Here is a 22,967-nt window from a genome sequence, read left to right on the forward strand (position 1 = left end):
CTGTTCAGGCGCCGGCCAGCGCGCGGGCGCAGGCGCCGAGCCCGATCTCGCTGGAGGCCTTGACGAACACCAGGTCTCCCGGTTCGAGAAGCGCGGTGGCCAGCCTGAGGGCCCCGGCCACGTCCTCGACGGTATGGACGGCCACGCCCTGGCTCGAGGACTCCGCCGCCTCCGCCATCGCGAGCGGATCCCCTGCTCCGACCGCGATCAGCACGTCGAAGCGGAGGTCGGCGACGAGCCGGCCCAGCTCCGCGTGCCGGGCGCGGGAGGCGTCCGCCTGCTGCCCCATCGCGCCGAGCACGGCGACGGTACGACGGGTGCCGGCCAGGGCCCTCACCGCCCGCAGCCCGGCCCGCATGGATTCGGGGTTGGCGTTGTAGGCGTCGTCGACGACGGTGATGCCGTCAGGTCGTTCGACGATCTCCAGCCGGCCCGCGGAGCGCCGCCGTGCGGAGTGCAGCCCATCGGCGATCTCGGTGACGCCCAGGCCGAGCGCGGTGGCGACGGCGGCGGCGGCCAGGGCGTTGCTCACCTGGTGCTCGCCTATGAGGTCGAGCTCGACCGGGGCGCGGCCGGAGGGCGTCACCAGCTCGAACGCGGGTCGCGCGCGGTCGGCCATCCGCACGTCTTCGGCTCGCACCTGCGCTTCCGGCGACTGGCCGTACAACAGGATCTGGGCCCTGGTGCGGCCGGCCATGCCCCTGACGTACGGGTCGTCGGCGTTGAGCAGTGCGAACCCGTCCGCCGGAAGTGCCTCGACCAGCTCGCCTTTGGCCTCGGCCACGTCGGCCGGCCCGACGCCCATACGCTCCACATGTGCGGTGCCGACATTGAGCACCAGCCCGGCCTGGGGCGGTGCGAGCCCGGTCAGGTACGTCAGGTCGCCCTTCCGGCCCGCACCCATTTCCAGCACCAGGTAGCGGGTGGTGGCATCGGCACGCAGCACGGTGAGCGGCAGCCCGAGCTCGTTGTTGAACGACCTGTCGGTGGCGACCGTCGCGGCGTGCCGTTCGAGCACCTGGGCCAGCAGGTCCTTGGTCGTGGTCTTGCCCACCGAGCCGGTCAGGCCGATCACGGTCGGGCTGAGGTGTTCGAGCAGGTGCCTGGCCAGCAGGCCGATCGCGAGCTGGACGTCCTCGACCACGAGGGCGGGCCCGCCGACGGGCCGTGCGGCCAGCACGGCGACGGCGCCGCCCGCGATGGCCCCGGCCGCGTAGTCGTGACCGTCGACGCGGGCGCCGACCGTCGCGGCGAACAGGCCGCCAGGCACCACCTCGCGGGAGTCGACCGCCGAGGGCGCCGTCACCAGCGCCTGCGGGTCGCGCACGTCATGCAGGCGGGCGCCGACGACCTGCGCGATCTTGTTCAGCGTCATGGGGATCATGAGCCGCTCCTGGCGAACGCGAGGTCGATGAGGCGGCGCAGCAGGTCCGGGTACGGGACACCGCTCGCGCCCCAGGCCCTGGCGTAGACGGAACGGGAGGTGAAGCCGGGCATGGTGTTGATCTCCAGCACGTACAGGCGTCCCGTGTCCTCCTCATAGAGGAAGTCGACCCGGGACAGGCCATAACCACCGATCGCCCGGAAGGCGCGCAGGGCCAGCTCGCGAACGTCCTCGGCCACCCGTTCTGGCAGCACGGCGGGGATGATGGCGATCTCGGCCCGGCTGAGGTACTTGGCCTCGTAGTCCAGCCAGTCGCCGGGCACGATGAGCTCGCCGGGCACCGAGGCATCCGGAGTGTCATAGCCGCCGAGCACGCCGCAGATGACCTCGCGCGCGGTCACGCCCTGCTCGACGACGACCACCCGGTCGTAGGCCAGCGCCAGATCTACGCCCGCGCGCAGCTCCGCCATGGAGGTGACACGTGAGATGCCGATGGAGGAGCCCATGTTGGCCGGTTTGACGTACATCGGCCAGTCGAGCGACTTCACCAGACCCCAGTAGTCGGTGGTGGTGCGCCATTCGTGCTCGGTGAACCACACATGTGGGGTGACCGGAATGTCCTCCGCCAGGAACGTGCGCCGCATCGCGACCTTGTCCATGGCCACGGCGGAGGCCAGGACGCCGCAGCCCACGTACGGGATGCCCAGCGTCTCCAGGTGACCCTGGACGACGCCGTCCTCGCCGAACGGCCCGTGCAGCACAGGGAAGACCACGTCCGCCAGATCGCGTCGCAGCTCCACCGGCCACCTGCCCTGCCGGTCGATGATGACGGCGACGGGCTCGTACAGATCCCTCGGCAGAGCCTCGAGCACCGCCTGCGCCGACTGCAGCGACACCTCATGCTCGGCGGACGGCCCACCCGCCAGCACAGCCACCCGTACGCGTTCAGTCACGATCAATCAGCCTTCCTCGGCGGCACGGTGTTCCCCGCCGAGCGTCGGCTCTTCGCCTGACCAGTTCCCAGGCCATTCGCTGTCCAGTTCCGGACCAATGATCATGGGCCTCAAGGGGTTGGAGCGTCCTGGTTCGCGGCGAGCCTGCCGGGTTGTTCCGTCGGCGTGCGCGCGAGGGCGACGATCCGTTCCAGTGCCGCCGCGTGCCGCTGGAAGGCCTGCCGTCCCTCCTGGGTGAGCTGGACGTACGTGCGCCGCGTCCCCTTGTCCTGCTGCTTGCGTACCGAAACGTATCCGGCGTTGGCCAGCGCGGAGATGTGTTTGGACAGCGCCGAGTCGCTGGTCCCGATCGTGTCCCGCAGGAAGCCGAAGTCCACCCAGCCGGCCGGCGCCAGCAGTGCGACGATCGACAGCCGTGCCGGGACGTGCAGGAACTCGTCGAAGGAGGGGTCCATCAGTAGCGCCCGCTGTCCTGCCGCATGATCGCCTTGACGATCCGACGGGCCAGCGGCGTGGCCGCGACGAACGCCAGCGCCACCACGGCCGCGGCGACCGTACCCTGCGCGGGGAGATCGAGCGCCCAGGTGGCGGTCCGGGCGGCGGCGAAGACCAGCAGGATGCTGACCGCCCAGCCCACGTAGAACACCAGCTCCAGGCGGGTGGGCACCCAGAGAGACCGGGGGCGGACGGAGGAACGGCACTGGCGCACCTGTTGCAGGATCGTCACTCCCACGTACAGGCCGAATCCGAGCAGGCAAGCCACGTCGTTCCAGGGGCGCGGCAGGTCGGTGGAGGCGAACCCGATGAAGAGCCCCAGCGCCATGAGGAGCGCGTAGGGGAGGGAGAAGTTGTGACCGACGAGTTCGTCGCGGGTCCTGTCCTGGAGGCGGCGGATGTCGTCGAGCGTGGATTGGGCATCGTTGGGGCTCATGTGGCCATCCTTGATCGTCCATCTACTTTCCTATAAGGAAAGTAGCATCAACTTTCCCCACAGGAAAGTGGCAGGCCCAGGGTGAGCAGCACTGTCGTCTGCGCCGCGAGCAGCGCCAGACCGGTCACCGGCTGCGGTGGCCGGTAGCCCACCGTGACCCGGACGACGATGATCTGGGCCCGCCCCGGCCGCGAAGCCGCTACCGAAGATCACAAGGCCCAGCCACTTGCCCAGCAGCACCGCCGAGCGGCGGATCGGCCGCGCCAGGACCGCCAGCGCGATCCCCGACTCGATCTCGCCGGCCAGCGTGGGGCCGGCGAGGAAACGTCCTATCGTTAGAAATGGCGCGGTGTCGCCGCCCAGCCACCCAACAGGCCGACGACAGGAACCACGCCATGACCACCCCGCACGCCTTCCCCCTGGAGCCCACCCCGATCCATGTGCCCGACAAGGTCCTCGATGACCTGCGCGCCCGTCTCACATTGACCCGACCGCCGCTGGACGAGGGGAACGGGGACTGGTCCTACGGCGTCCCGGACAGCTATCTCCGTGAGCTGGTCGCCTACTGGCGGGACGCCTACGACTGGCGCAAGGCCGAGGCCGCCATCAATGCCTACGAGCACTACCAGGTGAGCGTCGCCGGTGTCCCGGTGCACTTCATGCGCAAGCTTGGCCGCGGCCCTCGCCCGATCCCGTTGATCCTCACCCACGGCTGGCCGTGGACGTTCTGGCACTGGTCGAAGGTGATCGACCCGCTCGCCGACCCGGCCGCGTCCGGCGGTGACCCCGCCGACGCGTTCGACGTCATCGTGCCGTCCCTGCCCGGCTTCGGTTTCCCCGGGCCGCTCACCGGCTTTTCTGACGTCAACTTCTGGAAGGTCTCCGACCTCTGGCACACCCTGATGACCGAGACCCTGGGATACGAGAAGTACGCCGCCGGGGGCTGCGACATCGGCGGGATCGTCTCCAGCCAACTCGGCCACAAGTACGCCGACGACCTGTACGGCATCCACATCGGCTCCGGGCTGCCGCTCGACTTCTTCACCGGCCACCGCGCCTGGGACTTCGCCCGGAATCGGCCCCTCACCGACGACCAGCCCGCCGACGTCCGCGCCCGCATCATCGAGCTGGACCACCGCTGGGCGTCCCACCTCGCCGTGCACATGCTCGACGGCGCCACCCTGGCCCACGGGCTGAGCGACTCACCCGCCGGACTGCTCGCCTGGCTGCTGGAGCGCTGGAACGCCTGGAGCGACAACGGCGGCGACGTCGAGTCCGTCTTCACCAAGGACGACCTGCTCACCCACGCCACGATCTACTGGGTGAACAACTCCATCGCCACGTCGATGCGTTACTACGCCAATGCCAACCGCTACCCCTGGACCCCCGCCCACGACCGCACCCCGATCGTGCGGGCCCCGGTCGGCCTCACCTTCGTCACGTACGAGAACCCGCCCGGCAGCCACACCGCCAGCGAGCGCGTCCGGGCATTCAAGACCGGCCCGCAAGCCGCTTGGTTCAACCACGTCAACGTCAACGCCCACGACCACGGCGGCCACTTCATCCCCTGGGAGAACCCCGACGCCTGGGTGCGCGACCTGCGCCGCACCTTTCACGGCCGCAGGCCCTGAACAACCCTGCGGGCTGTCTGGTGACAGGCTAGGCGCTCGGCGTAGGCTTGGGGGAGCGCGCGCAGGACGCCACCGGTCCGCGGGAAGGGCCAAGCCCACCTGATGCTCATCGAACGACCTGGCCCGACCTCTTTTCCGGCCTGATCATGCGGACACCAGGCCAGACGGAAATGAGGTTCTGGTGGCTATCCATCGCTTGCCCGACAACCCCAGCATCGAGCGGCTCCGCAAGCAGGCCAAAACACTCCTTCAGTATGTGAAGGCGGGAGTTCCCGAGGCGCTCGGGCTCGTCACCGAGTTCCATCCCCGGGCGCCGCAGACGCTCAAGCTGTCCGACGCGCAGCTCGTCACAGCCCGCATGTACGGCTTCGCGAGCTGGCCCAGGCTGCAAGAACACATCGGCACCGTCAAGCGGTACTCCCGCTCGCCGCACCAGGTCGCGCCGACCGAAGAGCTGCCGCAGGAGTTCTCGCGGCTTGCCTGCCTCACCTACGGCGCCGACTACCCGGGCCGGACCGGGGAGGCCGACCTGCTGCTGGCCCGGCATCCGCAGCTGTCCACCGCGAACGTCTTCACGATGGCGGCCACCGGCTCGGACGATGCGCTGGCCGACGCGCTGGCCGAGAATCCGGGGCTGGCCCGGGTGCAGGGCGGCCCCTTCGGATGGGAGCCGCTGCTGTACCTGACCTACGCACGGCTTACCGCTCCCGGCCGGTATGTGGCAGCGGCCCGGCTCCTCCTCGACCATGGCGCCGATCCGAACGCCGGATTCCTGTGGGACGGGCTGACCTCGCCGTTCACCGCCCTCACCGGCGCGTTCGGCGGCGGCGAGGGCGACCAGCCACCCCATCCGCAGGGCCTGGCGCTGGCCCGGCTGCTGCTGGCGGCCGGAGCGGACCCCAACGACAGCCAGACCCTGTACAACCTCGGGCTCGGCGGCTCCTTCTCCGACGACACCGCCCACCTTCAGCTGCTGCTGGAGTTCGGCCTGGGCCGTGGCCAGGGCGGGCCGTGGCACGCGCGGCTGGGTCCGACGCTGCAGTCCCCGCAGCAGCTGCTGCGCGAGGAACTGGCCACCGCCGCGCTGCGCGGCGGCCCGCGCCGAACCCGGCTGCTCCTCGCACACGGCGCGGAGGTCAACGGCCTGGGCGAGCACCCGGCGTACGGCGGGCGCACCCCCTACGAGCTCGCTCTGCTGAACGGGCACACCGAGGTCGCGGAGCTCCTCGCCGCGGCAGGCGCCTCGGCGGTGCTGGAGGAGATGGACGCGTTCACCGCCGCCTGCATGCGCGCCGACGCCGACGCCGTGGCCGGATTCGGCCCCGAACCGCTGACGCGAGCGCTCGCCCGATCCCCGGAACTGATCACCAGCGCGGCCGAGCAGCGCAAGCCCGCGGCGGCGCGCCTGCTCGCCGGCCTGGGCTTCGACGTGAACCACCTGCATCGATCCACCCCGCTGCACGCGGCCGCCTGGAACGACGACGTGGAGACGGCAAGGACGCTGATCGAACTCGGCGCCGACCCAACGATCAAGGACGCCGACCACGACTCGACCCCACTGGGCTGGGCCGAGTACGGCGGCAAGCACCACGTGGCGGCGTACCTGCGAAGTCTGGAGCGTCGCGGCGCTCCGTGACCGAACTCCGCGCCAGGTCGGCGCGGTCGGGCCGGGCGGCGCCCGCTGGTCCCTCGCCGAGGAGCCGGACGAGGCCGCCGCCCTGGCCACCCTGCGCCTCCTGACGGCCAAACGGTCCAGCACTCCGACTCGGGGAAGGGTCAGACTCTGGTCTCTTCCCCGAGCCTGGCCGGTGCGGCCGAGGTCGCCTTCGGTGCCCGGCGTCCGGGCATCCACCAGTTGGCCTTGCCGCACAGTTCCATCACCGCGGGAACGAGGATCATCCGGACGATGGTGGCGTCGATGAACACGGCGACGGCCATGCCCAGGCCGATCTGCTTGACCGAGACGTCGGCGCCGAGCAGGGCGGTCGTGAAGACGGCGATCATGATGGCGGCCGCCGCCGTGATGACCTTGGCGGTCCGCGCCAGCCCGTGCGTGACGGCCCGCTGGGTGTCGCCGGTGCGCTCGTACTCCTCACGGATCCGCGAGATCAGGAAGACCTCGTAGTCCATCGACAAGCCGAACAGGAGCGGGAACATCATCATCGGCACCCAGGTCGTGATCGGCATGTCGGTGGGGAAACCGAGGGCCGAGCCGAACCATCCCCACTGCACGACCGCGACCAGCACGCCGTAGGCGGCGCCGATGGACAGCAGGTTCATCACGGCGGCCTGCAGCGCGATCGTGACCGACCGGACCAGCACGATCAGCAGCACCAGGGACAGCACGATGACGACCGCGATCATCAGAGGCAGGCGCGAGCCGGTGTCCTCGGCGAAGTCGATCGCACCGGCGTTCGGGCCGCCGACATAGACTTCTTCACCGCCGGACGCCTTGGGCAGCACGTCGTCGCGGAGCTCGTGCACCAGGGTCGCGGTCGCCTCCTCCTGGTATCCGGTCTCGGGGAAGGCCATGAAGGTGGCGGCCTGCCCGTCATCGCTGACCCGAGGCCGCGTGACGTAGGCGATGCCTTCGGTCTTCCCGACCGCTTCGATGATGGGACGCAGATTGGCGTCCTTGGAGCCGACCTCGGCGGCGAAGATCAGGGGTGCGCCGTAACCGGGGCCGAAGCCCTCGGAGATGATCTTGTGTGAGGTGTAGCTGCTCCTATCGTGGGGCTGGACACTGGCGTCGGGCAGGCTCAGCCGCATCGACAGCGCGGGGGCGGCCATCGCCAGCAGGCCCGCGCCGGCCAGCGTCGCGGCGATCAGCGGCTTGCGCTGCACCACGCCGGCCCAGCGCTCGGCGGGGGTACGGCGCTCCCGGGACGGGACATCGTCGGCCCTGTGCCGGCGGGACGTGCGACGGGGCAGGCGCAGCGAGTTGATCTTGTGGCCGGCGAAGCCCAGGAACGCCGGCACCAGGGTCACCGCGGCGATCATCGTCACCAGCACGGTCACCGACGCGCCGATGGCCACGCCGGTCATCATCTTCTGTCCCATGGCGATCAGGCCCAGCAGCGCGATCACGACGGTCGTGCCGGCGAACAGCACCGCGTGACCTGCGGTCGTGATGGCCTTGACCGTGGCGCTCTCGGGCTCGTCGCCGTCCAGCAGGCTGTCCTTGTAGCGGGTCAGGATGAACAGCGCGTAGTCGATGCCGACCCCGAGCCCGATCAACGCGGAGACGAGCACGGTGAAGTCCGGCGACGGGACCACGTACCCCACGAGCTTCATCAGGGCGATGCCACCGAGGACCGCCATCAGTCCGGTCACGATCGGCAGGCCCATGGCCACCAGCGACCCGAAGGCGATGAACAAGATCACCGCTGCCGCCAGGACGCCCACGCTCTCGGCCGGACCCTGCGGGGGCGTCTCTGCCTTTTCCGCCTTATCCCCGCCCAGCCCCAGCGTCACGCCGTCACCTGAGGCGCTCTTGACCGTGTCCACCAGGCGCTTGACCTCGGCCTTCTCCACATCCTTGGCGGTCAGCGGGATGGTCGCACGGGCGATACGACGATCCTCCGTCACCAGATCCTCGTCCTGGTACGGCGAGCTCACCGGCCCGGTAATGGGCGAGGCGTCCAAATCGGCGATGACCTTCTCGATCTTCTGCCGGGCGGCAAGGTCGTCGATCCCATTCGCCGCCTTGATCGCGAGAGTCAGCGTGTCCCCTTGCTGCTCGGGAAAGTGCTTCTCGATCAGAACCTGCGCCTTGGCGGAATCGGAGTCTCCACCGGAGAAATCGTTGTCGGAGGCGGCGCCGAAGCCGAAGCCGGCGAACGCCACCGCGATGACGCCGACGATCCAGGTCAGCAGGACCAGGCGACGGCGCCGGTAACAGAACCGGGCTAATCCCGCCAGAGCTCCACCAGTACGGGGGGTCTCGATTGTCATCATCTTCTCCTCAAGTCAGCATGTTTCTCTCGTTGCCGCATAAACGGATCAGCGCATGTCGCAGCGGGGCGAGCGAGCGGCGCGGGCTGGATCAGTGGCCATGGCTTCCGCCGTGCGAGCCGCCGAACGGCGTCGTGACGCCGTCGTAGTGGAGACGCAGCATCATGCCCTGATGCGCGTGGGGCAAGTTGTGGCAATGGTTCATCCAGATTCCGGGATTCGTCGCGCGGAATGCGACCTCCCATGTCTCGCCTGGCCGGACGTCGAATGTGTCCACCCACAGCGGACTGCCCGTCGACGGCGTCCCGTCCCTGGACAGGATCAGCACGGGATGGCCGTGCAGGTGCCAGGGGTGCGTTTCCAGGCTTCGGTTGACGACGGTGAACCGGACGACGTCGCCTTCGGCGACGAGCTGGCCGGGGATGGAGGGGTGGCCTCGGCCGTTCACGGTGTGCGCATACGCCGGTCGGCCGTCGACCATGGCCACTCCGCGGTCGAGGACCATGGTGAAGTGCCGGTCGGCATCGCGGGCGTCGAAGGGCACGAGGGCCGGAGCTCCGTACCGCAGCAGGTCGAGTTCCGGCAAGTCGTCCTCGACGCGCGCTTCACCGGGGTCATCGCCATGCAGGCGCAGTCCGCCGTCACGATCGTCGTCGACGACGAGTGCCACGGACGTGTCCGGCATAAGGAACACCAGGTCGTATCGCCCGCCTGCGGGCAGGTGCAGTCCGACGTCGCTGACCTCGCCGGGCTGGTTGAGGTCCCGGCCGTCGACGGCCGCCATCCGGAACGGGGTTCCGGCGAGGACGATCCAGTGCGGATCCGAGTCGGTGTTGATCAATCGCAGCCGCACGGGTGTACCTGGTGGCGCGAGGTGTTCGGTTCGGCCGTCGCTGCCTGCGATCACGACGGTGCCGCCGAAGGTGTGTACAGGCAGGGTCAGGTCCACCTGCACGTCGGCTCGCTGTCCGCCGCGCGGGTTTACGACGAGGGTTCCGTACAACCCCTTGTGTACGCCGAGGTGAGACGCGTGATGGGTGTGGTACCAGTAAGTGCCCACTTGGTCGGCGCGGAACCGGTAGACGAACTCCTCACCCGGTCCCACGGCCAGCTGGGTCACACCCGGCGCGCCGTCCTCGCCGCACGGTACGTCGTAGCCATGCCAGTGCAGGGTCACGCCGTCCTCGATGTCGGCGTTGCGCAGCCGCACTTCGATCAGGTCACCCTGGGTCGCCGTGATCGCCGGACCCGGGATCTCGCCGTTGTAGGTCCACGCCTCGATCTCTCGTCCGGACGGGAGCCGTACGGTGGCCTTCTTCGCGGTGAGTACGAGCCGCCGCACCGTGCCACCCGGTGCCGGTGAGCCGGAGCCCCGTAAGTCGGCCACTGACACGGCCGTTCGGGACGACCGTCCGGGGCCGCCTCCGACGGTCACCGATTCGGCGGGGAGGAACGACAGCCCGGTGCCGGCCCCGGCCGCGGTCACCACAGCCGCGCCACCGGTCCAGCCGATGAACCGGCGGCGCGAGATCGCGCGCCGACCCTCCGGCGCGACGCGCGCAGCAGCGATGTTCTCAGCGGGAGGCGCGACCACTCGCGCGGTCAGCAACGCGCCGGCGCACACAAGCGAGATCGTGATCAAGGCCGTGCTCCAGGTGAGCGGGTAGCCGACCAGGAAGGTCACCACAAGACCGGCCAGCGCCGCGTAAGCCGCGGTGAGCACCGAAACCACGCCGCCCGCCGACCCACCGTCGCCGCGCCCCCGCAGCGCCGAGAGCAGTCGCGGACCGGCGAGCAGCACGGCGCCGGCCCCGGCGGCCACCAGCATCGGCAGCCCCAGCAGCACCTTCTCCTGGACGAACCACCAGCCCCGGCCGGCCAGTATCCCCACGGTGACCACCCGGACAAGCGTCACGAGCACCGCCGCGACCAGGGCGGCGAACGCCGGCCGGGTGCGCCGGAGCGCCAGTGTGACGCCGGCCGCGAACCACGTGGCGACGCCCAGCAGCGCGACGACGTGATCCAGGATGAGCCACAGCCTGGTGGTCATGGCGCCTGTCGCGCGGGTACGGCCGGCCTGGACAGCTGTCCGGCCTGGCGGACGATCATGCTGGCCACGGTCATGATGGCGAGACCGTTGAGTGCGTGCAGACCGAAGACGAGCTCGCCGGCGGTGCCGTCGAACGCTTTGGCGATCGCCGCGATCACGAACTGGACAATCGCGAGCCCGGCGACCAGGCCGCTCAGCCCGATGAGCCGCCCGGGCATCCGGGCTATCGCGGCGACGATGGTCACCAGGACCGTGAGCAGGAGAATTCCGGCGCCCAGCATGCGGTGCGGCTGGAAGGACTCCTCGTTGGGCGCCGTGTCGAACGCACCGCTGGCAGCCAGGAAGAACTGCGCGACGACGGCCAGCACCAGCAGGGTCGCCAGGCCGGCGAAGAATCTACGCATGGCGCGCTCCTTGAGGTGGGTGAGAGTGATCGCTCATGGCGGCGATCGTCGCGCCGGTGCGGCCGCTGCGGCATCGGACAGCGGATGGCAGCGTCTACGCAATCGGGCGTAGCCGATACGTGTCTCGCTACGCCTGTCGACGTAGCAGGTCGCGCGTCTGGGCGGAGGGTCGTCCGTACGCGAGAACAGTAGGATCACGGCATGAAACACCACGGCGTGCCGTTCCGCCTGCGGGTAGGGACGCAAGACGTGGTGATCGCGCTCTTCGTCACCGTGATGCAGGTGCAGGGCACGCTCGCCCGCGTTGCCGCCGAGGGGGCACCGCGTCCGCTCACCGAAGTCGGAAACCTCGGATTGGCGCTGCTGGTGGTGAGTGGCCTGGTCGTGGCCGTCCGCCGCCGGTGGCCGGTTCCGGTGTTGGTCACCGCCGCACTCGCCAGCTTGGTGTATTACGGTCTCGACTTCCCGGACGGGCCCGGCTGGCTCGGGCTCTTCGTCGCCCTGTACACCCTCGCCGCCTACGGTGACGGGCGCCGGTCATTGGTGATCGCCGGTGTGGGTATCGCGGTGCTTGCCATCGGGTGGGCGTTCGCGGCGGCCGACATCGAGCCGCGCGCCGCCATCGGCTGGGTATTCTTCCGCATCGGCGCGTCGATCATGAGCGCGGCCCTTGGCGAGTCCGTACGGTCCCGGCGAGTCATCGCGGCCGAAGCCCAGGAGCGTGCGGAACGGGCTGAACGGACCCGCGAGGAAGAAGCGCGTGCGCGGGTCGACGCCGAACGGCTCCGGATCGCGCGCGAAGTCCACGACACCGTCGCGCACGCCATCGCGATCATCAACGTGCAGTCCGGGGTCACCGCGCACGTGCTCGACAAGAGACCGGAGCGGGCCCGCGAAGCGTTGCAGGCCATCGAGCAGACCAGCTCCCGGGCGCTACGGGAGATGCGAACCATCCTCGGCGTGCTCCGCGACGACAACGACGGCCGCGTGCCACACCCTGGCCTGGAACAGATCGACGAACTCACCGCCAAGGCACGCGACGCCGGACTGGACGTCACGCTCGAAGCGACCGCGCCCGCGACGCCGTTGCCGAGCGCGGTGGACAGTGCCGCCTACCGGATTCTGCAGGAGTCGATCACCAATGTGATCAGTCACGTCGGCCCGACCCGGGTGACGGTCTCGCTGAACCCGGGGATCGACGTCCTGGAAATCCGCGTCACCGACGAGGGCCGCCGCACCGGATCCGGTGACGACTCCGCGGATCGACCGTCCGGCAACGGCACGGACACGTCGGCCAAGGCCGGCCGCGGGATCCTGGGCATGCGCGAGCGCTGTCAGCTGCTCGGCGGAGAGCTCGACGCCAGGCCGACTCCGGGCGGAGGTTTCCAGGTCACGGCCCGGCTGCCGCTCGCACCGACCGGGTCACGCCTATGAACACGGCATCCGGGTCACCGTCGACCACCGCTCCGATCAAGGTGCTGCTCGCGGACGACGAGAAGCTGGTGCGATCCGGATTCAAATTGCTGCTCGACGTCGAAGATGACATCACCGTGGTCGGAGAAGCCACCAACGGCGCCGAAGCCGTCGAGCGTGCCCGCGCCACCCACCCCGACGTCGTCCTCATGGACATCCGCATGCCGAAGGTCGACGGAATCCAGGCCACGGCCCAGATCACCGAGATGCGCGGGCTGGAGAGCATCCGGATTCTCATCCTCACCACGTACGACACCGACGCCTACGTTTTCGAAGCACTGCAAGCCGGTGCCAGCGGCTTCCTGCTCAAGGACGCAGGACCCGCCGAACTCCTGCATGCCATCCGCGTGATCGCCGCCGGAGAAGCCCTGCTCGCCCCGAGGATCACCAGACGTCTCATCAGCCAGTTCACCGCGCGGCGAACGGCGGCCAACGCCGCGGAGGACCGGCTCGCGGTGCTCACCGCGCGCGAACGAGAAGTGCTGGCTCTGGTGGGACGGGGCCTGAGCAACGACGAGATCGGCGCCGAACTCTTCCTCAGCCCGGCCACCGCGCGCACCCACGTCAGCCACGCGATGGCGAAACTGGCTGCCCGTGACCGCGCACAACTGGTCGTCATCGCCTACCAAACAGGACTGGTCAGCCCCGACGCGTGACTCGTCGCAGCTGGTGGCGGCGATGCTGGAGTAGGGGGTCATGGTGCTTGCCGGCTACATTCCGCAATGGCTCAGGTAGCGCTGGTTTCCTCTCCCGGTTGAGCCTCGCGTTGGATCGCCCGTCGGATGGCTCGGCGAACTAGCGCGCCGGCGATCGGGGCCGACTTGTTGATGGCGTGCACCCGCTCGGTCGGCTGCAGGAGCTCAGCCCGAATTTCGTCGATAGGCAGCCGCGGCGGCCGGAGCGTTCAGCGTCCTCTGCGCATGTAGGCGCGGAGCGACAGCGGGACGAAGATCACCAGCAGCGCGGCCGACCAGAGCAGGACGGCGGTCACCGGATGCGCGAGTGGCCAGGCCACGTTTCCGGACGGGGCGCCCGGGTTGCCGAACAGCTCCCGTGCGGCGGCGGTGAGCGCGCTCACCGGGTTCCAGTCGGCCAGGAAGCGCAGCCAGCCCGGCATGCCGCCGGTCGGGACGAACGCGTTCGACAGCATCGTGAACGGCAGGAACAGCGGCACCATCGCGTCGGCGACCTGGTCGTTCTTCACCGCCAGGCCCACATAGACGCCCGCCCAGCTCAGCGCGTACCGCAGCACGATCATCAGCAGGAACGCCTGGGCCGTGAGGATCAGGCCGCGGTGCGGCTGCCAGCCCACCAGCAGGCCCGCGCCCACCATGATGGCCAGCATCAGCAGGCCGGTCAGCAGGTCGGCGCCGGTCTGCCCGAACGGCACCGCCAAGCGCGCCATCGGCATGGAGCGGAACCGGTCCATCACACCGCGGGAGGCGTCGGTGGCCATCCGCGTCATGACCCCCATCACCGCGGCGAAGGTCACCATCGCGAACAGGCCGGGCATGAGGTACTCGCGGTAGTCGCCGCCGTCCGGCACCTGGATCGCGCTGCCGAAGACGTACCCGAACAGCACCACCATGACGGCCGGGAAGATCAGCGCCGCGACGAGTTCGCCGGGATCGTGTCGCAGCCGTCCCAGCTCGCGGCCGACCAGGGTCAGCCCGTCGGTGAACGTCCACCGCAGGCGGCGGCCCAGCGGCGGGGCGAGGTCGGTCATCAGACCAGTTCCTTCCGGTCGGTGAGGCGCAGGAACACCTCGTCGAGGGTGGGGCGGCGCAGCCGCACGTCGGCCGCGGCGACCCCGGCGCGGTCGAGCTCGCGCACGATGTCGGCGAGCCGGAAGCCGCCGCCCGGCAGGGCGACGCTGAGCCGGTCGGCGCCGGTCATCGTGGGATCGGTCCCGGCCAGGGCTTTCAGCGCGGTCGCCGCCGGACGCAGCGCGGCGGGGTCTTCGAGGACGACGTCGAGGCGATCGCCGATCGTGGCCTTCAGCTCGTCGGGTGTGCCCGTGGCGATCACCCGTCCGTGGTCGACGACGGCGATGTCGTCGGCCAGCTGGTCGGCCTCGTCCAGGTACTGCGTGGTGAGCAGCACCGTGGTGCCGTCCGCCACCAGCTCGCGGACGTTGTCCCAGATCTCGCCGCGGCTGCGCGGGTCCAGGCCAGTGGTCGGCTCGTCCAGGAAGAGCACCTCGGGGCGCAGGATGAGGCTGGTGATCAGGTCGAGGCGGCGCCGCATGCCGCCGGAGTAGCCGGTGACCTGCCGATCGGCGGCGTCCATCAGACCGAAGCGTTCGAGCAGCTCGTCGGCCCGCCGGTGCGCCTCGCGCCGGGACAGGTGGGAGAGGCGCCCGAACATGCGCAGGTTGCCACGGCCGGTGAGCTTCTCGTCCACGGCGGCGTGCTGGCCCGCGAGCCCGATCCTGGCGCGCACCTTGCCGGCCTCGCGGACGACGTCGTATCCGGCGATGCGGGCATGCCCGGCATCGGGATCGGACAAGGTCGCCAGGATGCGCACCGCGGTCGTCTTCCCCGCGCCGTTGGGCCCCAGCACGCCGCACACCGTTCCGCTCGGAACGCTCAGGTCCAGCCCACGCAGCGCATGGGTGTCGCCGAAGGACTTGTGCAGCCCCTCGGCGAAGACGACCGGATCCGCCATGATCCCTCCACTGGGTACGTTGTACGCGGTTATGTCGCCCAGGCTAAGTTACTGGGTACTATGTACGCAAGTAGGGGGTGGAACGGTGACCGAGTACATGAACATCTGGATGCGGCCTGAGCGCCCGGCCCGCGGGCCGAAGCCCACCTACAGCCGCGCGCAGATCACCGAGGCGGCGATCCGGATCGCCGACGCCGAGGGGCTGGAGGCCGCCACCATGCGGCGGATCGCCGCCGAGATCGGCGCGGGCGCGATGTCCCTCTACCGGTACGTCCCGAGCCGCGACAACCTGGTCGAGCTCATGGCCGACCGGCTGATGGGCGAGATCGACGTCACGGGCATGCCCTCGGGCGACTGGCGCGCCGACCTGACCCGCTATGCCGACGGGCTGCGGGCCATGTGGCTGAGGCACCCGTGGATCGCCACCGTGCAGCGGTCACTCCCCAGCTTCGGCCCCAACCAGCTGCTCTTGATCGAACGGCTGATGGGAGTGCTCGACGCCTTCGTCTCCATCGACGAGAACCTCGGCCTCGTGGCCATGCTGAACAGCTACGTCGAGGGCACCGTCCGCGAGGAGATCAGCTCGGCCGAGGAAGTCCGCCGCAGCGGGCTCAGCGAGTCGGAGTGGATGGCGCGGAGCTACCCGTACGTCGACCGGCTGGTGAAGAGCGGGGAGTACCCGATCTTCACCAAGATCGTGATGGAGGCGCGCCAGCCGCACCTGAGCCGCGCCGACCAGTTCCGGTACGGGCTCCAGCGCGTCCTCGACTGCATCGCCGCGGCCCTCCCATCAACGGCCGAGCCGGCCTGATACCCGATGTCAGCGAAGGTAGGGGCGATGCGTGGCTCTAGGTCGTGCCCGGCGGCCCGGGACGGTGCCTGCCTGTCCAGCCCAGCGCGTAACGCCACGAACCGGCCCCACCTCGCCATGAGCGCATCCTGAGCCTTCCAGCCGCGGCGCACGGCAACAGGAACGAACTGTGACCAATCCGCATCCGCTAGATGCGTGGATGAATACGACATGCCAGTCCCGAAGGCCAGCCAGAACGGCTGTGAGGAAATACCGCCGCCGCGCCTTGGGATCCGGCTGGCAGGGGCTCGACCGCTTCATTCCTGAGCGGAGGCCTGCGGCTTCAGGCGCCCGCCGGTCCGCTGTAGTCGGTGGCGGCATAAACCTGCAGGAGCCTCTCGACTCCGCGCAGGAAGGTCTCGCGGATCAGCACCGGGTCGAACAGGCAGCCGGCGGCCATGGCGCCGTCGCGCATCATCACGAAGTGGCGGGCGGCGGGTTCGGCGCCGGGCTCCTGGATCTTGGCCAGCAGTTCCGTGACGGTTTCCAGGAACCATTGGCGGTGGGCGAGCACGGCCTTGTGCACCGGGGACGCGGGGTCGGGATACTCGGCGGCGGCGTTGAGGAAGGCGCATCCCCGGAAGCCGGGGGACTGGATGCTTTGGGCGATGGACTTGCTGAGGGCCCGGATGGTGTCGGCGGCCGGTAGTCCGGCGGCGACGGCCTCGTCCGCCTGACCCCGCATGGCCCGGTCGACCTCGTTGAGGTAGGCGAGGACAAGGTCTTCCTTGCCGGGGAAGTGCCGGTAGAGGGTGGCCCGCGTCACCTGCGCTTCGGCGACGATGCGATCGATGCCGACGGCGTGGATGCCCTCCGCGTAGAAGAGCCGGGTGGCCGTGTTGAGCAGCCGGGACCGCGCTTCGGACGGCCGGCCTTCGGATTGGCTGGGCATACCGCCATCCTATGGGATAGAACGTTCGGTCTTGACAGTCTCCGCCGCAGATTGCCATGCTGTGTCGAGACAGAACGTTCGGTCTAGCAGGGGAGGTCTAGTAGCGGCTCGTCGTATTCACGTACGCACCAGTGGCTGCCGCGACCAGGGGCGTCGTCGCAGCGCCATCCGCCGGCAGCGCCTCCACAGGCACGAGCGAGGCGGCGGCCTGGCAGACCATCCCGTCCTGGTACCTGGTCAGCGGGCAGGACCAGGCCATCGCTGGTCACCCACCTGATCGAGAAAGGCCGGCCACGGGCCGCGCTGAACCGCGCTCATCCACCGAAAGGGATCACCATGAGCACTATCGCTGCTTCGCCCGGTATTTCCGGTACCGCGTCCGCACTGCGGCGGCTGTACTTCGTCCGGTTCGCGTTCGCCATCGTCTGGGCCCTCGCGATGTTCACGACCGCCTCGAACCTGGGCCCGCTCGCGGTCACTCTGCTCGTGCTCTACCCGCTGTTCGACGTGGCCGCCGCCATCATCGACGCCCGCGCGTCGCGCGCCACCGGATCACCTGCCCTGCTGTACGTGAACATCGCGGTCAGCCTGATCACCACCATCGGCGTGGCCATCGCCTGCGCGTCCGGTATCCCGGCGGTGCTGCGCGTGTGGGGCGCCTGGGCAGTCGCGGCCGGGCTGGTCCAGCTGATCGTGGGCGTCACCCGCCGCAAGATGGGCGGCCAGTGGCCGATGATCATCAGCGGCGGCATCTCGGTACTCGCCGGTGCGTTCTTCATCGCCGGCGCCTCCGCGGACAGCCCGACGCTGACCAACGCGGCCGGCTACGCCATCCCCGGCGGCATCTTCTTCCTCATCTCGGCCTTCCGTCTCGGCCGCGCCGCGAAGGGAAACTGACATGAACAGCAACACTGACGACGTCGTCGTCATCGGGGCCGGCCCGGGTCGGGGAGAACGTCGCCGACCAGGTAGTGCAGGGGGCCCAGCGCCGCCATCGTTGAGCGCGAGCTCGCCGGTGGGGAATGCTCCTACTGGGCCTAATGCGACCTTTTGTTCGCATGCTCGTCAACTCCCGACAGTACGGCTGATCCGCGCCCGGCGCGCGACGCCAAACCTGGACACCGTCAAGGCTCTATCAGGTGGTATATTCGGAACATGTCTTCCGGAACAGATATTCCCAATCGCGATGTGGCAGCGCTGCGAGCGCTCGCGCACCCCACCCGGCTGGCGATCCTGGACCTGCTCCGCACCTGCGACAACCTCACCGCGACCCGGTGCGGCGAACTGCTCGGGCTCAGTGCGAAGACGTGCTCATACCATCTGCACGTCCTGGCCCGGCATGGCCTCATCGAGGTCGCTTCCGAGGCTGGGGCGAATCAGCGTGAACACCCCTGGCGCCGGGCTTTCGACGAGCTGCAGGTGCCCCTGACCGAACCCGGCAATGCCGGGAACCAGCAGTGGCACGACGCCGCCGACGGTCTGCTGGAGGCAGGTCTGCAGCACAACTACGGACTGTTGCTGCGCGCCATCGGCGAGCGCAGGTCATGGCCGCAGCAGTGGCAGTCGGCGGTGACCGTCCACACCCGCACGGCGGCGATGACGGCGGAGCAGCTCAGAGCATGGGGGCTGGCGGTCGAACGCGTGACCCGAGAACACCTGGACGAAGCCGCCGCCCACCCATCCGCCGAGCAACGGCCCGTCCGTCTGGTGCTCTACGGCCTTCCTCACGCGGCACTCCGATCGCAGGCGTGATGACCGGCGAAAACGTCCCGCGCGGGCTACGGCGGTTCCGGGCGGTCTTCGCCGACCGACGCCTCCGCTGGGCCGCCGCGGGCGCGGTGATCGGACGGTTAGCGCAGACGATCATGCCTCTGGCAATGCTGCTGGCCGGCCAGAAGCGACTGCACGATTTCACCGCCGCAGGCGCTGTCGTCGCGACCTACGCCCTGGCCGGCGCTGCGGGCGCGCCCGTAGTGGGACGGCTGGCCGATCGGCGGGGAGTCCGCGCGCTCGTCGCCTTCGCGGCCATCAGCGCGGCCGCGACCGTCGGATTGGCCACCAGCCGCACTGCACCCGGGATGATCGGCTTCGCGGCCGTCGCGGGAGTGAGCACACCACCGCTGGGCGCCGCACTGCGCGCCGTCGTCGTCCGCGTTCTGTCACAGCGGATGCAGGCCGCCGCGCTGAGCCTGGACTCGATTGCCACCGAGGTGCTGTTCATCGTCGGCCCGACGGTGGCCGGCGTCGCCGCCGCGATCGCGGCCCCGAGCGTCGCACTGCTCGGATGCGCTGCGTTGATGCTGCTCGGTGCGGTGGTCTTCCTACCCTCCGCCGCAGGCGGCTCACCTCACCCCGCGCAGGCGGGCCGTCGGCGGCTGCCGTCCGTGACCGTCCTGGCCGGCCTGCTGCCGGTGCTCGTCATGACAGCGACCCTGACCTTCACGATCGGCGTCGTCGAGGTCAGTGTGACCGCCCGAGCCGCCGAGTGGCAGAGCATCGAGTCCGCTGGTGCGCTGCTCGGGTCCTGGGCCCTGGGCAGCATGGCCGGCGGGCTGATCTACGGGAGCCGGGACTGGCGGGGCTCGCCCCGCAGGCACGCCCTGCTGCTCCTGCCGATCGTGGGGCTCGGCTTCGCGGCGCTGGTCCTGGCGGGCAACGTGGCAGCGATGTATCCCCTCATGGTGCTCGCCGGCATCGGGGTGGCGCCCGCGCTGACCAACCTGGCACACCTGGTGGCGACGCTGGCCCCAGAGGGTAGCGACACCGAGGCGTTCGCCTGGCTCGGCGCCTCAACCGCCCTGGGCGGGGCCGCAGGCGTCGCGGTGGCCGGCGCGATAGTCGACCGCTGGTCCGCCGGGACCGGCCTGCTGTCCGCCGCAACGCTGACGCTCGCGGCCACCGTGCTGGTGCCCGTGTTGCGCGGCAAGAGCGTACCCGGCGGGACGCCGAAGGTCACCGCACCGCGCTGACGACCGTACCCGGTGCAAGGAGCGGAACAGGGCCGCCTGGCTGGTCGTGGTCATGATGATCTCCCTCCGGGGTACGGCGTTCCGGGGGTTGGATGCTGACCAGGAGGTCGTGGTCGCGCTGTACGAACTCAACGATCAGCTCGGCGAACCGGCCGGCGATGACTCTTCGGCCCGCCGGTACGACAGGCGAGCTCGGCCGGAGATGGGGTCGAGCACGGGCAATGGCGGGCACCGGCGGAATCAGCCGCGGGTCGCCTCCACACGGTCGGGAGTCGGCAGTTCGCCCGGCTCCTGCGGGGCGGCAGAAGGCAGGAAGCGGCCGATCAGCAGGTGGTAGAGCCCGGCGCCGGCGAGTCCGCCGACGATGGGGCCGACGATCGGGATCCAGAAGTACGGATAACCCGTCTGATCGCGGAATGCGCCTCCGTAGCCTGTCAAGAAGCTGGCGAGCCGCGGCCCGAAGTCACGTGCCGGGTTGGTCGCGTATCCGGCGTTCGTACCCCACGCCATGCCAATGCCGACGACGAGCAGGCCGATGACGAACGGCACCAGGTGGGCGGCCGGGGGAGTGCCCGCGGCGTCGGTGATGGCGAGGATCAGGAACAGCAGGATGGCCGTGCCGATCACCTGGTCGCGGAAGGCGCCCCACTCGCCGACCGGCAGCGTGCCGTTGCCGGGCAGAGTGGAGAAGACGCCCTGGGTCTTGATGGTGAGACCGGGGTCCGCGGCGTGCAGGACCTCGGTGTAGTTCCAGCGCACCAGCAGCGCGGCGACGAACGCGCCGAGGAACTGGGCGATCGAGTAGGGAGCCACCTTGCGCCACTCGAAGCCCTTGAAGGCCGCGAGCGCGATGGTGACGGCGGGATTGAGATGCGCGCCGCTGATCCGTCCGGCGACGTAGCTGCCGAGCATCACGCCCAGGCCCCACGCCCAGGCGATGCTGTCGTGGTCACCGATGCCGCCGCCGGCCACCTGGGCCACCACGCCGAGACCGAACAGGAGGAGAATCATCGTGCCGGCGAACTCGGCCGCGAGCTCGCCGATCAGACCCGGGTTCTTCCATCGTTCTGCCATGGGCCCTCCCTGAGCCCGGATCCACCGAGCCGAATCACATGTTCTGGAATGAGGAAAGGCGCCGCGAAGTCCTCGTCCGGCGGCGCGCACACCCGGGCATCCGCACCGAGTTCCCGTAGCCGCACCGCGAGTCCCGCCAGCGGTTCGACATCTCCGCGCGATCCCCACATCGACAACGACACACGCAATTCGCGTCCCTCATTTCCGCAGGTTCTGGCCTTACGGTCGGCGATCATGAGGCACGACCCGGGTCTTGCCGCAAGCCCCCAGTGCGCTACACCTCCGCCAGCTCCCGCGCCGACACCGCACGCGCGAACCTCGGGTACGCCGTCCGATCGATCGACGCCACCAGAACCCCTGGAAACGTCACCAACCGGCGAACACCGAGATCTTAACGATCGGTGATCAAGCCCGCAGCCCATGGCGAAGTATCTGCCGTGGCGAGGTCGTGGAGTTCGTGGCCAAGCAGGTGAAGGTCTCGGCCGTGCGCGAGCGGACGGGAGCGTGGAGCGCTCGCCTTCCCCGAGGCAGCCGCGCTCAGCGGGCTCGCTCCGCGGACGTGATCGAACGGCTCGTCGGCGGGCGGTGCCGCACCTCGTGACCCTGCGATGATGGTGATTGTGGCGGTCACCTGGCTGTGTTCGCGGGCGCGGCCTGGCGGAGCATGCCGCGGAGTAGGGAGGGACCTGTGCCGCTGACTTCGCGACCTTTGCGAAAGCTGGGCTTCTTGACCATTGGCTTGTTCGACGAGGCCGATCCTCGCCGGGGCCACGAGTCAACGCTGGAGACCATCGAACTGGGTGAACAGCTGGGTTTCGACAGCGCCTGGGTGCGGCACCGTCATCTGCAGTACGGCATCTCCTCCCCGGTCGCGGTCCTGGCGGCGGCCTCCCAGCGCACCAGCCGTATCGAGCTGGGCACGGCCGTCATCCCCCTGGGATGGGAGAACCCGCTGCGACTGGCCGAAGACCTGGCAACCCTTGACATCCTCTCCGGAGGCCGCCTCAATCCGGGTGTCAGCGTCGGCCCGCCGATCCACTACGATCAGGTCAAGCACGCGCTCTACCCCAGCAGCTCCGACGTGGAGGACTTCAGTTACGAGCGGGTACGGCGCCTGCTGGACTTCGTACGCGGCGAACCGGCCACCGATTTCAGCGGCGTCGAGGGCTTCGAGGTGTTCTCCGACCGGGTCCAGCCTCATTCACCCGGCCTGGGCAGCCGCCTCTGGTACGGCGGCGGCAGCCTGCCTTCGGCCCAGTGGGCGGGGGAGCACGCCATGAATTTCCTCACCAGCAGCGTCGTCAAGGCCGAAGAATCCGAGGACTTCGCCGAGATTCAGCTGTCGCATATCCGCACCTTCCGCGCTCACCACCCGGATGGCGACCGCGCCCGTGTCTCCCAGGGACTCGTCGTCATCCCCACCGACACCGCCTCCCCGGAGCAACGCGCCAAGTACCAGGAGTACGCGGAGAAGCGGACGCCGCGTACCGTGTCACCGCAGGGTCCGGCGCGCCTGATGTTCGCGCCCGATCTCGTCGGAACCTCCGACGAGATCGCCGAACGCCTCTACGCCCACGCCGCCTTCCGGGAGATCGACGAGGTCGCGTTCGCACTGCCGTTCACCTTCGACCACGGCGACTACGTGCAGATTCTCACCGACATCGCCACCAGGCTCGGCCCGGCACTCGGCTGGCGACCCGGCGTCTCCTCCGCTTCTCCCCAGTCGTAAACCACG

The 22,967-nt window shown here is 69.6% G+C and carries 21 protein-coding genes; 10 read left to right on the forward strand and 11 right to left on the reverse strand.

Annotated features, from left to right (window positions below; all coding sequences use genetic code 11):
• Positions 1 to 4 precede the first annotated feature (4 nt).
• The 4 genes from murF to ABGB08_RS25250 form a co-directional block, all read right to left on the reverse strand.
• A complete protein-coding gene (gene murF / locus ABGB08_RS25235) occupies positions 5 to 1,384 on the reverse strand; it encodes a UDP-N-acetylmuramoyl-tripeptide--D-alanyl-D-alanine ligase (protein ID WP_347594335.1) in 1,380 nt (459 codons plus the stop codon).
• Complete coding sequence (locus ABGB08_RS25240; protein WP_347594337.1) at positions 1,381 to 2,337, reverse strand: D-alanine--D-alanine ligase family protein; 957 nt, start codon at positions 2,335 to 2,337, stop codon at positions 1,381 to 1,383. Before ABGB08_RS25240 ends, murF begins: the two co-directional genes overlap by 4 nt.
• A gap of 110 nt (positions 2,338 to 2,447) precedes the next feature.
• The gene (locus tag ABGB08_RS25245; RefSeq protein ID WP_347594339.1) at positions 2,448 to 2,792 is read right to left on the reverse strand and encodes a transcriptional regulator; all 345 of its coding nucleotides are present in this window, start codon (positions 2,790 to 2,792) and stop codon (positions 2,448 to 2,450) included.
• Positions 2,792 to 3,268, reverse strand: coding sequence for a hypothetical protein (locus ABGB08_RS25250; RefSeq protein ID WP_347594341.1), 477 nt, complete (start codon positions 3,266 to 3,268; stop codon positions 2,792 to 2,794). Before ABGB08_RS25250 ends, ABGB08_RS25245 begins: the two co-directional genes overlap by 1 nt.
• 395 nt (positions 3,269 to 3,663) lie before the next feature.
• Between ABGB08_RS25250 and ABGB08_RS25255 the strand changes: the two genes are divergently transcribed.
• Both ABGB08_RS25255 and ABGB08_RS25260 read left to right on the forward strand, forming a co-directional pair.
• The gene (locus tag ABGB08_RS25255) at positions 3,664 to 4,899 is read left to right on the forward strand and encodes an epoxide hydrolase (protein ID WP_347594343.1); all 1,236 of its coding nucleotides are present in this window, start codon (positions 3,664 to 3,666) and stop codon (positions 4,897 to 4,899) included.
• A gap of 181 nt (positions 4,900 to 5,080) precedes the next feature.
• On the forward strand, positions 5,081 to 6,535 hold the full coding sequence (locus tag ABGB08_RS25260; RefSeq protein WP_347594345.1) for an ankyrin repeat domain-containing protein: 1,455 nt from the start codon (positions 5,081 to 5,083) through the stop codon (positions 6,533 to 6,535).
• 140 nt (positions 6,536 to 6,675) lie between these two features.
• Here ABGB08_RS25260 and ABGB08_RS25265 read toward each other — a convergent pair whose 3' ends face one another.
• From ABGB08_RS25265 to ABGB08_RS25275, 3 genes are all read right to left on the reverse strand, one after another.
• Positions 6,676 to 8,856 (reverse strand): MMPL family transporter, encoded by a 2,181-nt coding sequence (locus ABGB08_RS25265; RefSeq protein ID WP_347594347.1) that lies wholly within the window; start codon positions 8,854 to 8,856, stop codon positions 6,676 to 6,678.
• 88 nt (positions 8,857 to 8,944) lie between these two features.
• Positions 8,945 to 10,903, reverse strand: coding sequence for a multicopper oxidase family protein (locus tag ABGB08_RS25270; RefSeq protein WP_347594349.1), 1,959 nt, complete (start codon positions 10,901 to 10,903; stop codon positions 8,945 to 8,947).
• Complete coding sequence (locus tag ABGB08_RS25275; protein ID WP_347594351.1) at positions 10,900 to 11,307, reverse strand: DUF6220 domain-containing protein; 408 nt, start codon at positions 11,305 to 11,307, stop codon at positions 10,900 to 10,902. The genes ABGB08_RS25270 and ABGB08_RS25275 overlap by 4 nt, the downstream gene beginning before the upstream one ends.
• A gap of 201 nt (positions 11,308 to 11,508) precedes the next feature.
• Here ABGB08_RS25275 and ABGB08_RS25280 point away from each other — a divergent pair, with 201 nt between their 5' ends.
• Together ABGB08_RS25280 and ABGB08_RS25285 are read left to right on the forward strand one after the other, a co-directional pair.
• On the forward strand, positions 11,509 to 12,741 hold the full coding sequence (locus tag ABGB08_RS25280) for a sensor histidine kinase (protein WP_347594353.1): 1,233 nt from the start codon (positions 11,509 to 11,511) through the stop codon (positions 12,739 to 12,741).
• Positions 12,738 to 13,436, forward strand: coding sequence for a response regulator transcription factor (locus tag ABGB08_RS25285; RefSeq protein ID WP_347594355.1), 699 nt, complete (start codon positions 12,738 to 12,740; stop codon positions 13,434 to 13,436). Before ABGB08_RS25280 ends, ABGB08_RS25285 begins: the two co-directional genes overlap by 4 nt.
• A 248-nt stretch (positions 13,437 to 13,684) precedes the next feature.
• Here the strand turns inward: ABGB08_RS25285 and ABGB08_RS25290 are convergent, their stop codons facing one another.
• Positions 13,685 to 14,506 (reverse strand): ABC transporter permease, encoded by an 822-nt coding sequence (locus ABGB08_RS25290; RefSeq protein ID WP_347594357.1) that lies wholly within the window; start codon positions 14,504 to 14,506, stop codon positions 13,685 to 13,687.
• Positions 14,506 to 15,447 carry an ATP-binding cassette domain-containing protein gene (locus tag ABGB08_RS25295; protein WP_347594359.1) on the reverse strand — a complete coding sequence of 314 codons (942 nt, stop codon included), beginning with the start codon at positions 15,445 to 15,447 and terminating at the stop codon, positions 14,506 to 14,508. The genes ABGB08_RS25290 and ABGB08_RS25295 overlap by 1 nt, the downstream gene beginning before the upstream one ends.
• Positions 15,448 to 15,532: 85 nt before the next feature.
• On the opposite strand from ABGB08_RS25295, the gene ABGB08_RS25300 reads away from it, so the two are divergent.
• On the forward strand, positions 15,533 to 16,258 hold the full coding sequence (locus ABGB08_RS25300; protein WP_347594361.1) for a TetR/AcrR family transcriptional regulator: 726 nt from the start codon (positions 15,533 to 15,535) through the stop codon (positions 16,256 to 16,258).
• A 322-nt stretch (positions 16,259 to 16,580) separates the two neighbouring features.
• On the opposite strand, the gene ABGB08_RS25305 is transcribed toward ABGB08_RS25300, so the two are convergent.
• Entirely contained in the window at positions 16,581 to 17,189 is a 609-nt protein-coding gene (locus ABGB08_RS25305; protein ID WP_347594363.1) for a TetR/AcrR family transcriptional regulator, read from the reverse strand.
• A 336-nt stretch (positions 17,190 to 17,525) separates the two neighbouring features.
• Here ABGB08_RS25305 and ABGB08_RS25310 point away from each other — a divergent pair, with 336 nt between their 5' ends.
• The 3 genes from ABGB08_RS25310 to ABGB08_RS25320 all read left to right on the forward strand — a co-directional run bounded on the left by ABGB08_RS25310 (position 17,526) and on the right by ABGB08_RS25320 (position 20,158).
• Positions 17,526 to 18,086, forward strand: coding sequence for a hypothetical protein (locus ABGB08_RS25310; protein WP_347594365.1), 561 nt, complete (start codon positions 17,526 to 17,528; stop codon positions 18,084 to 18,086).
• A 291-nt stretch (positions 18,087 to 18,377) separates the two neighbouring features.
• Positions 18,378 to 18,941: a helix-turn-helix domain-containing protein gene (locus tag ABGB08_RS25315; RefSeq protein WP_347594367.1), complete on the forward strand. Its 564-nt coding sequence runs from the start codon at positions 18,378 to 18,380 to the stop codon at positions 18,939 to 18,941.
• Positions 18,941 to 20,158: an MFS transporter gene (locus tag ABGB08_RS25320; RefSeq protein WP_347594494.1), complete on the forward strand. Its 1,218-nt coding sequence runs from the start codon at positions 18,941 to 18,943 to the stop codon at positions 20,156 to 20,158. The genes ABGB08_RS25315 and ABGB08_RS25320 overlap by 1 nt, the downstream gene beginning before the upstream one ends.
• Positions 20,159 to 20,398: 240 nt before the next feature.
• Here the strand turns inward: ABGB08_RS25320 and ABGB08_RS25325 are convergent, their stop codons facing one another.
• Positions 20,399 to 21,232 (reverse strand): MIP/aquaporin family protein, encoded by an 834-nt coding sequence (locus ABGB08_RS25325; RefSeq protein ID WP_347594369.1) that lies wholly within the window; start codon positions 21,230 to 21,232, stop codon positions 20,399 to 20,401.
• A 457-nt stretch (positions 21,233 to 21,689) separates the two neighbouring features.
• On the opposite strand from ABGB08_RS25325, the gene ABGB08_RS25330 reads away from it, so the two are divergent.
• Together ABGB08_RS25330 and ABGB08_RS25335 are read left to right on the forward strand one after the other, a co-directional pair.
• A complete protein-coding gene (locus ABGB08_RS25330) occupies positions 21,690 to 21,833 on the forward strand; it encodes a hypothetical protein (protein ID WP_347594371.1) in 144 nt (47 codons plus the stop codon).
• Between the two features lie 126 nt (positions 21,834 to 21,959).
• Positions 21,960 to 22,961, forward strand: a complete 1,002-nt coding sequence (locus tag ABGB08_RS25335; protein ID WP_347594373.1) for an LLM class flavin-dependent oxidoreductase — start codon at positions 21,960 to 21,962, stop codon at positions 22,959 to 22,961.
• The last annotated feature ends 6 nt before the right edge of the window (positions 22,962 to 22,967 follow it).

This window comes from Acrocarpospora sp. B8E8 (genome assembly GCF_039871605.1).
In the GTDB taxonomy this organism is placed as follows: Bacteria; Actinomycetota; Actinomycetes; order Streptosporangiales; family Streptosporangiaceae; genus Acrocarpospora; species Acrocarpospora macrocephala.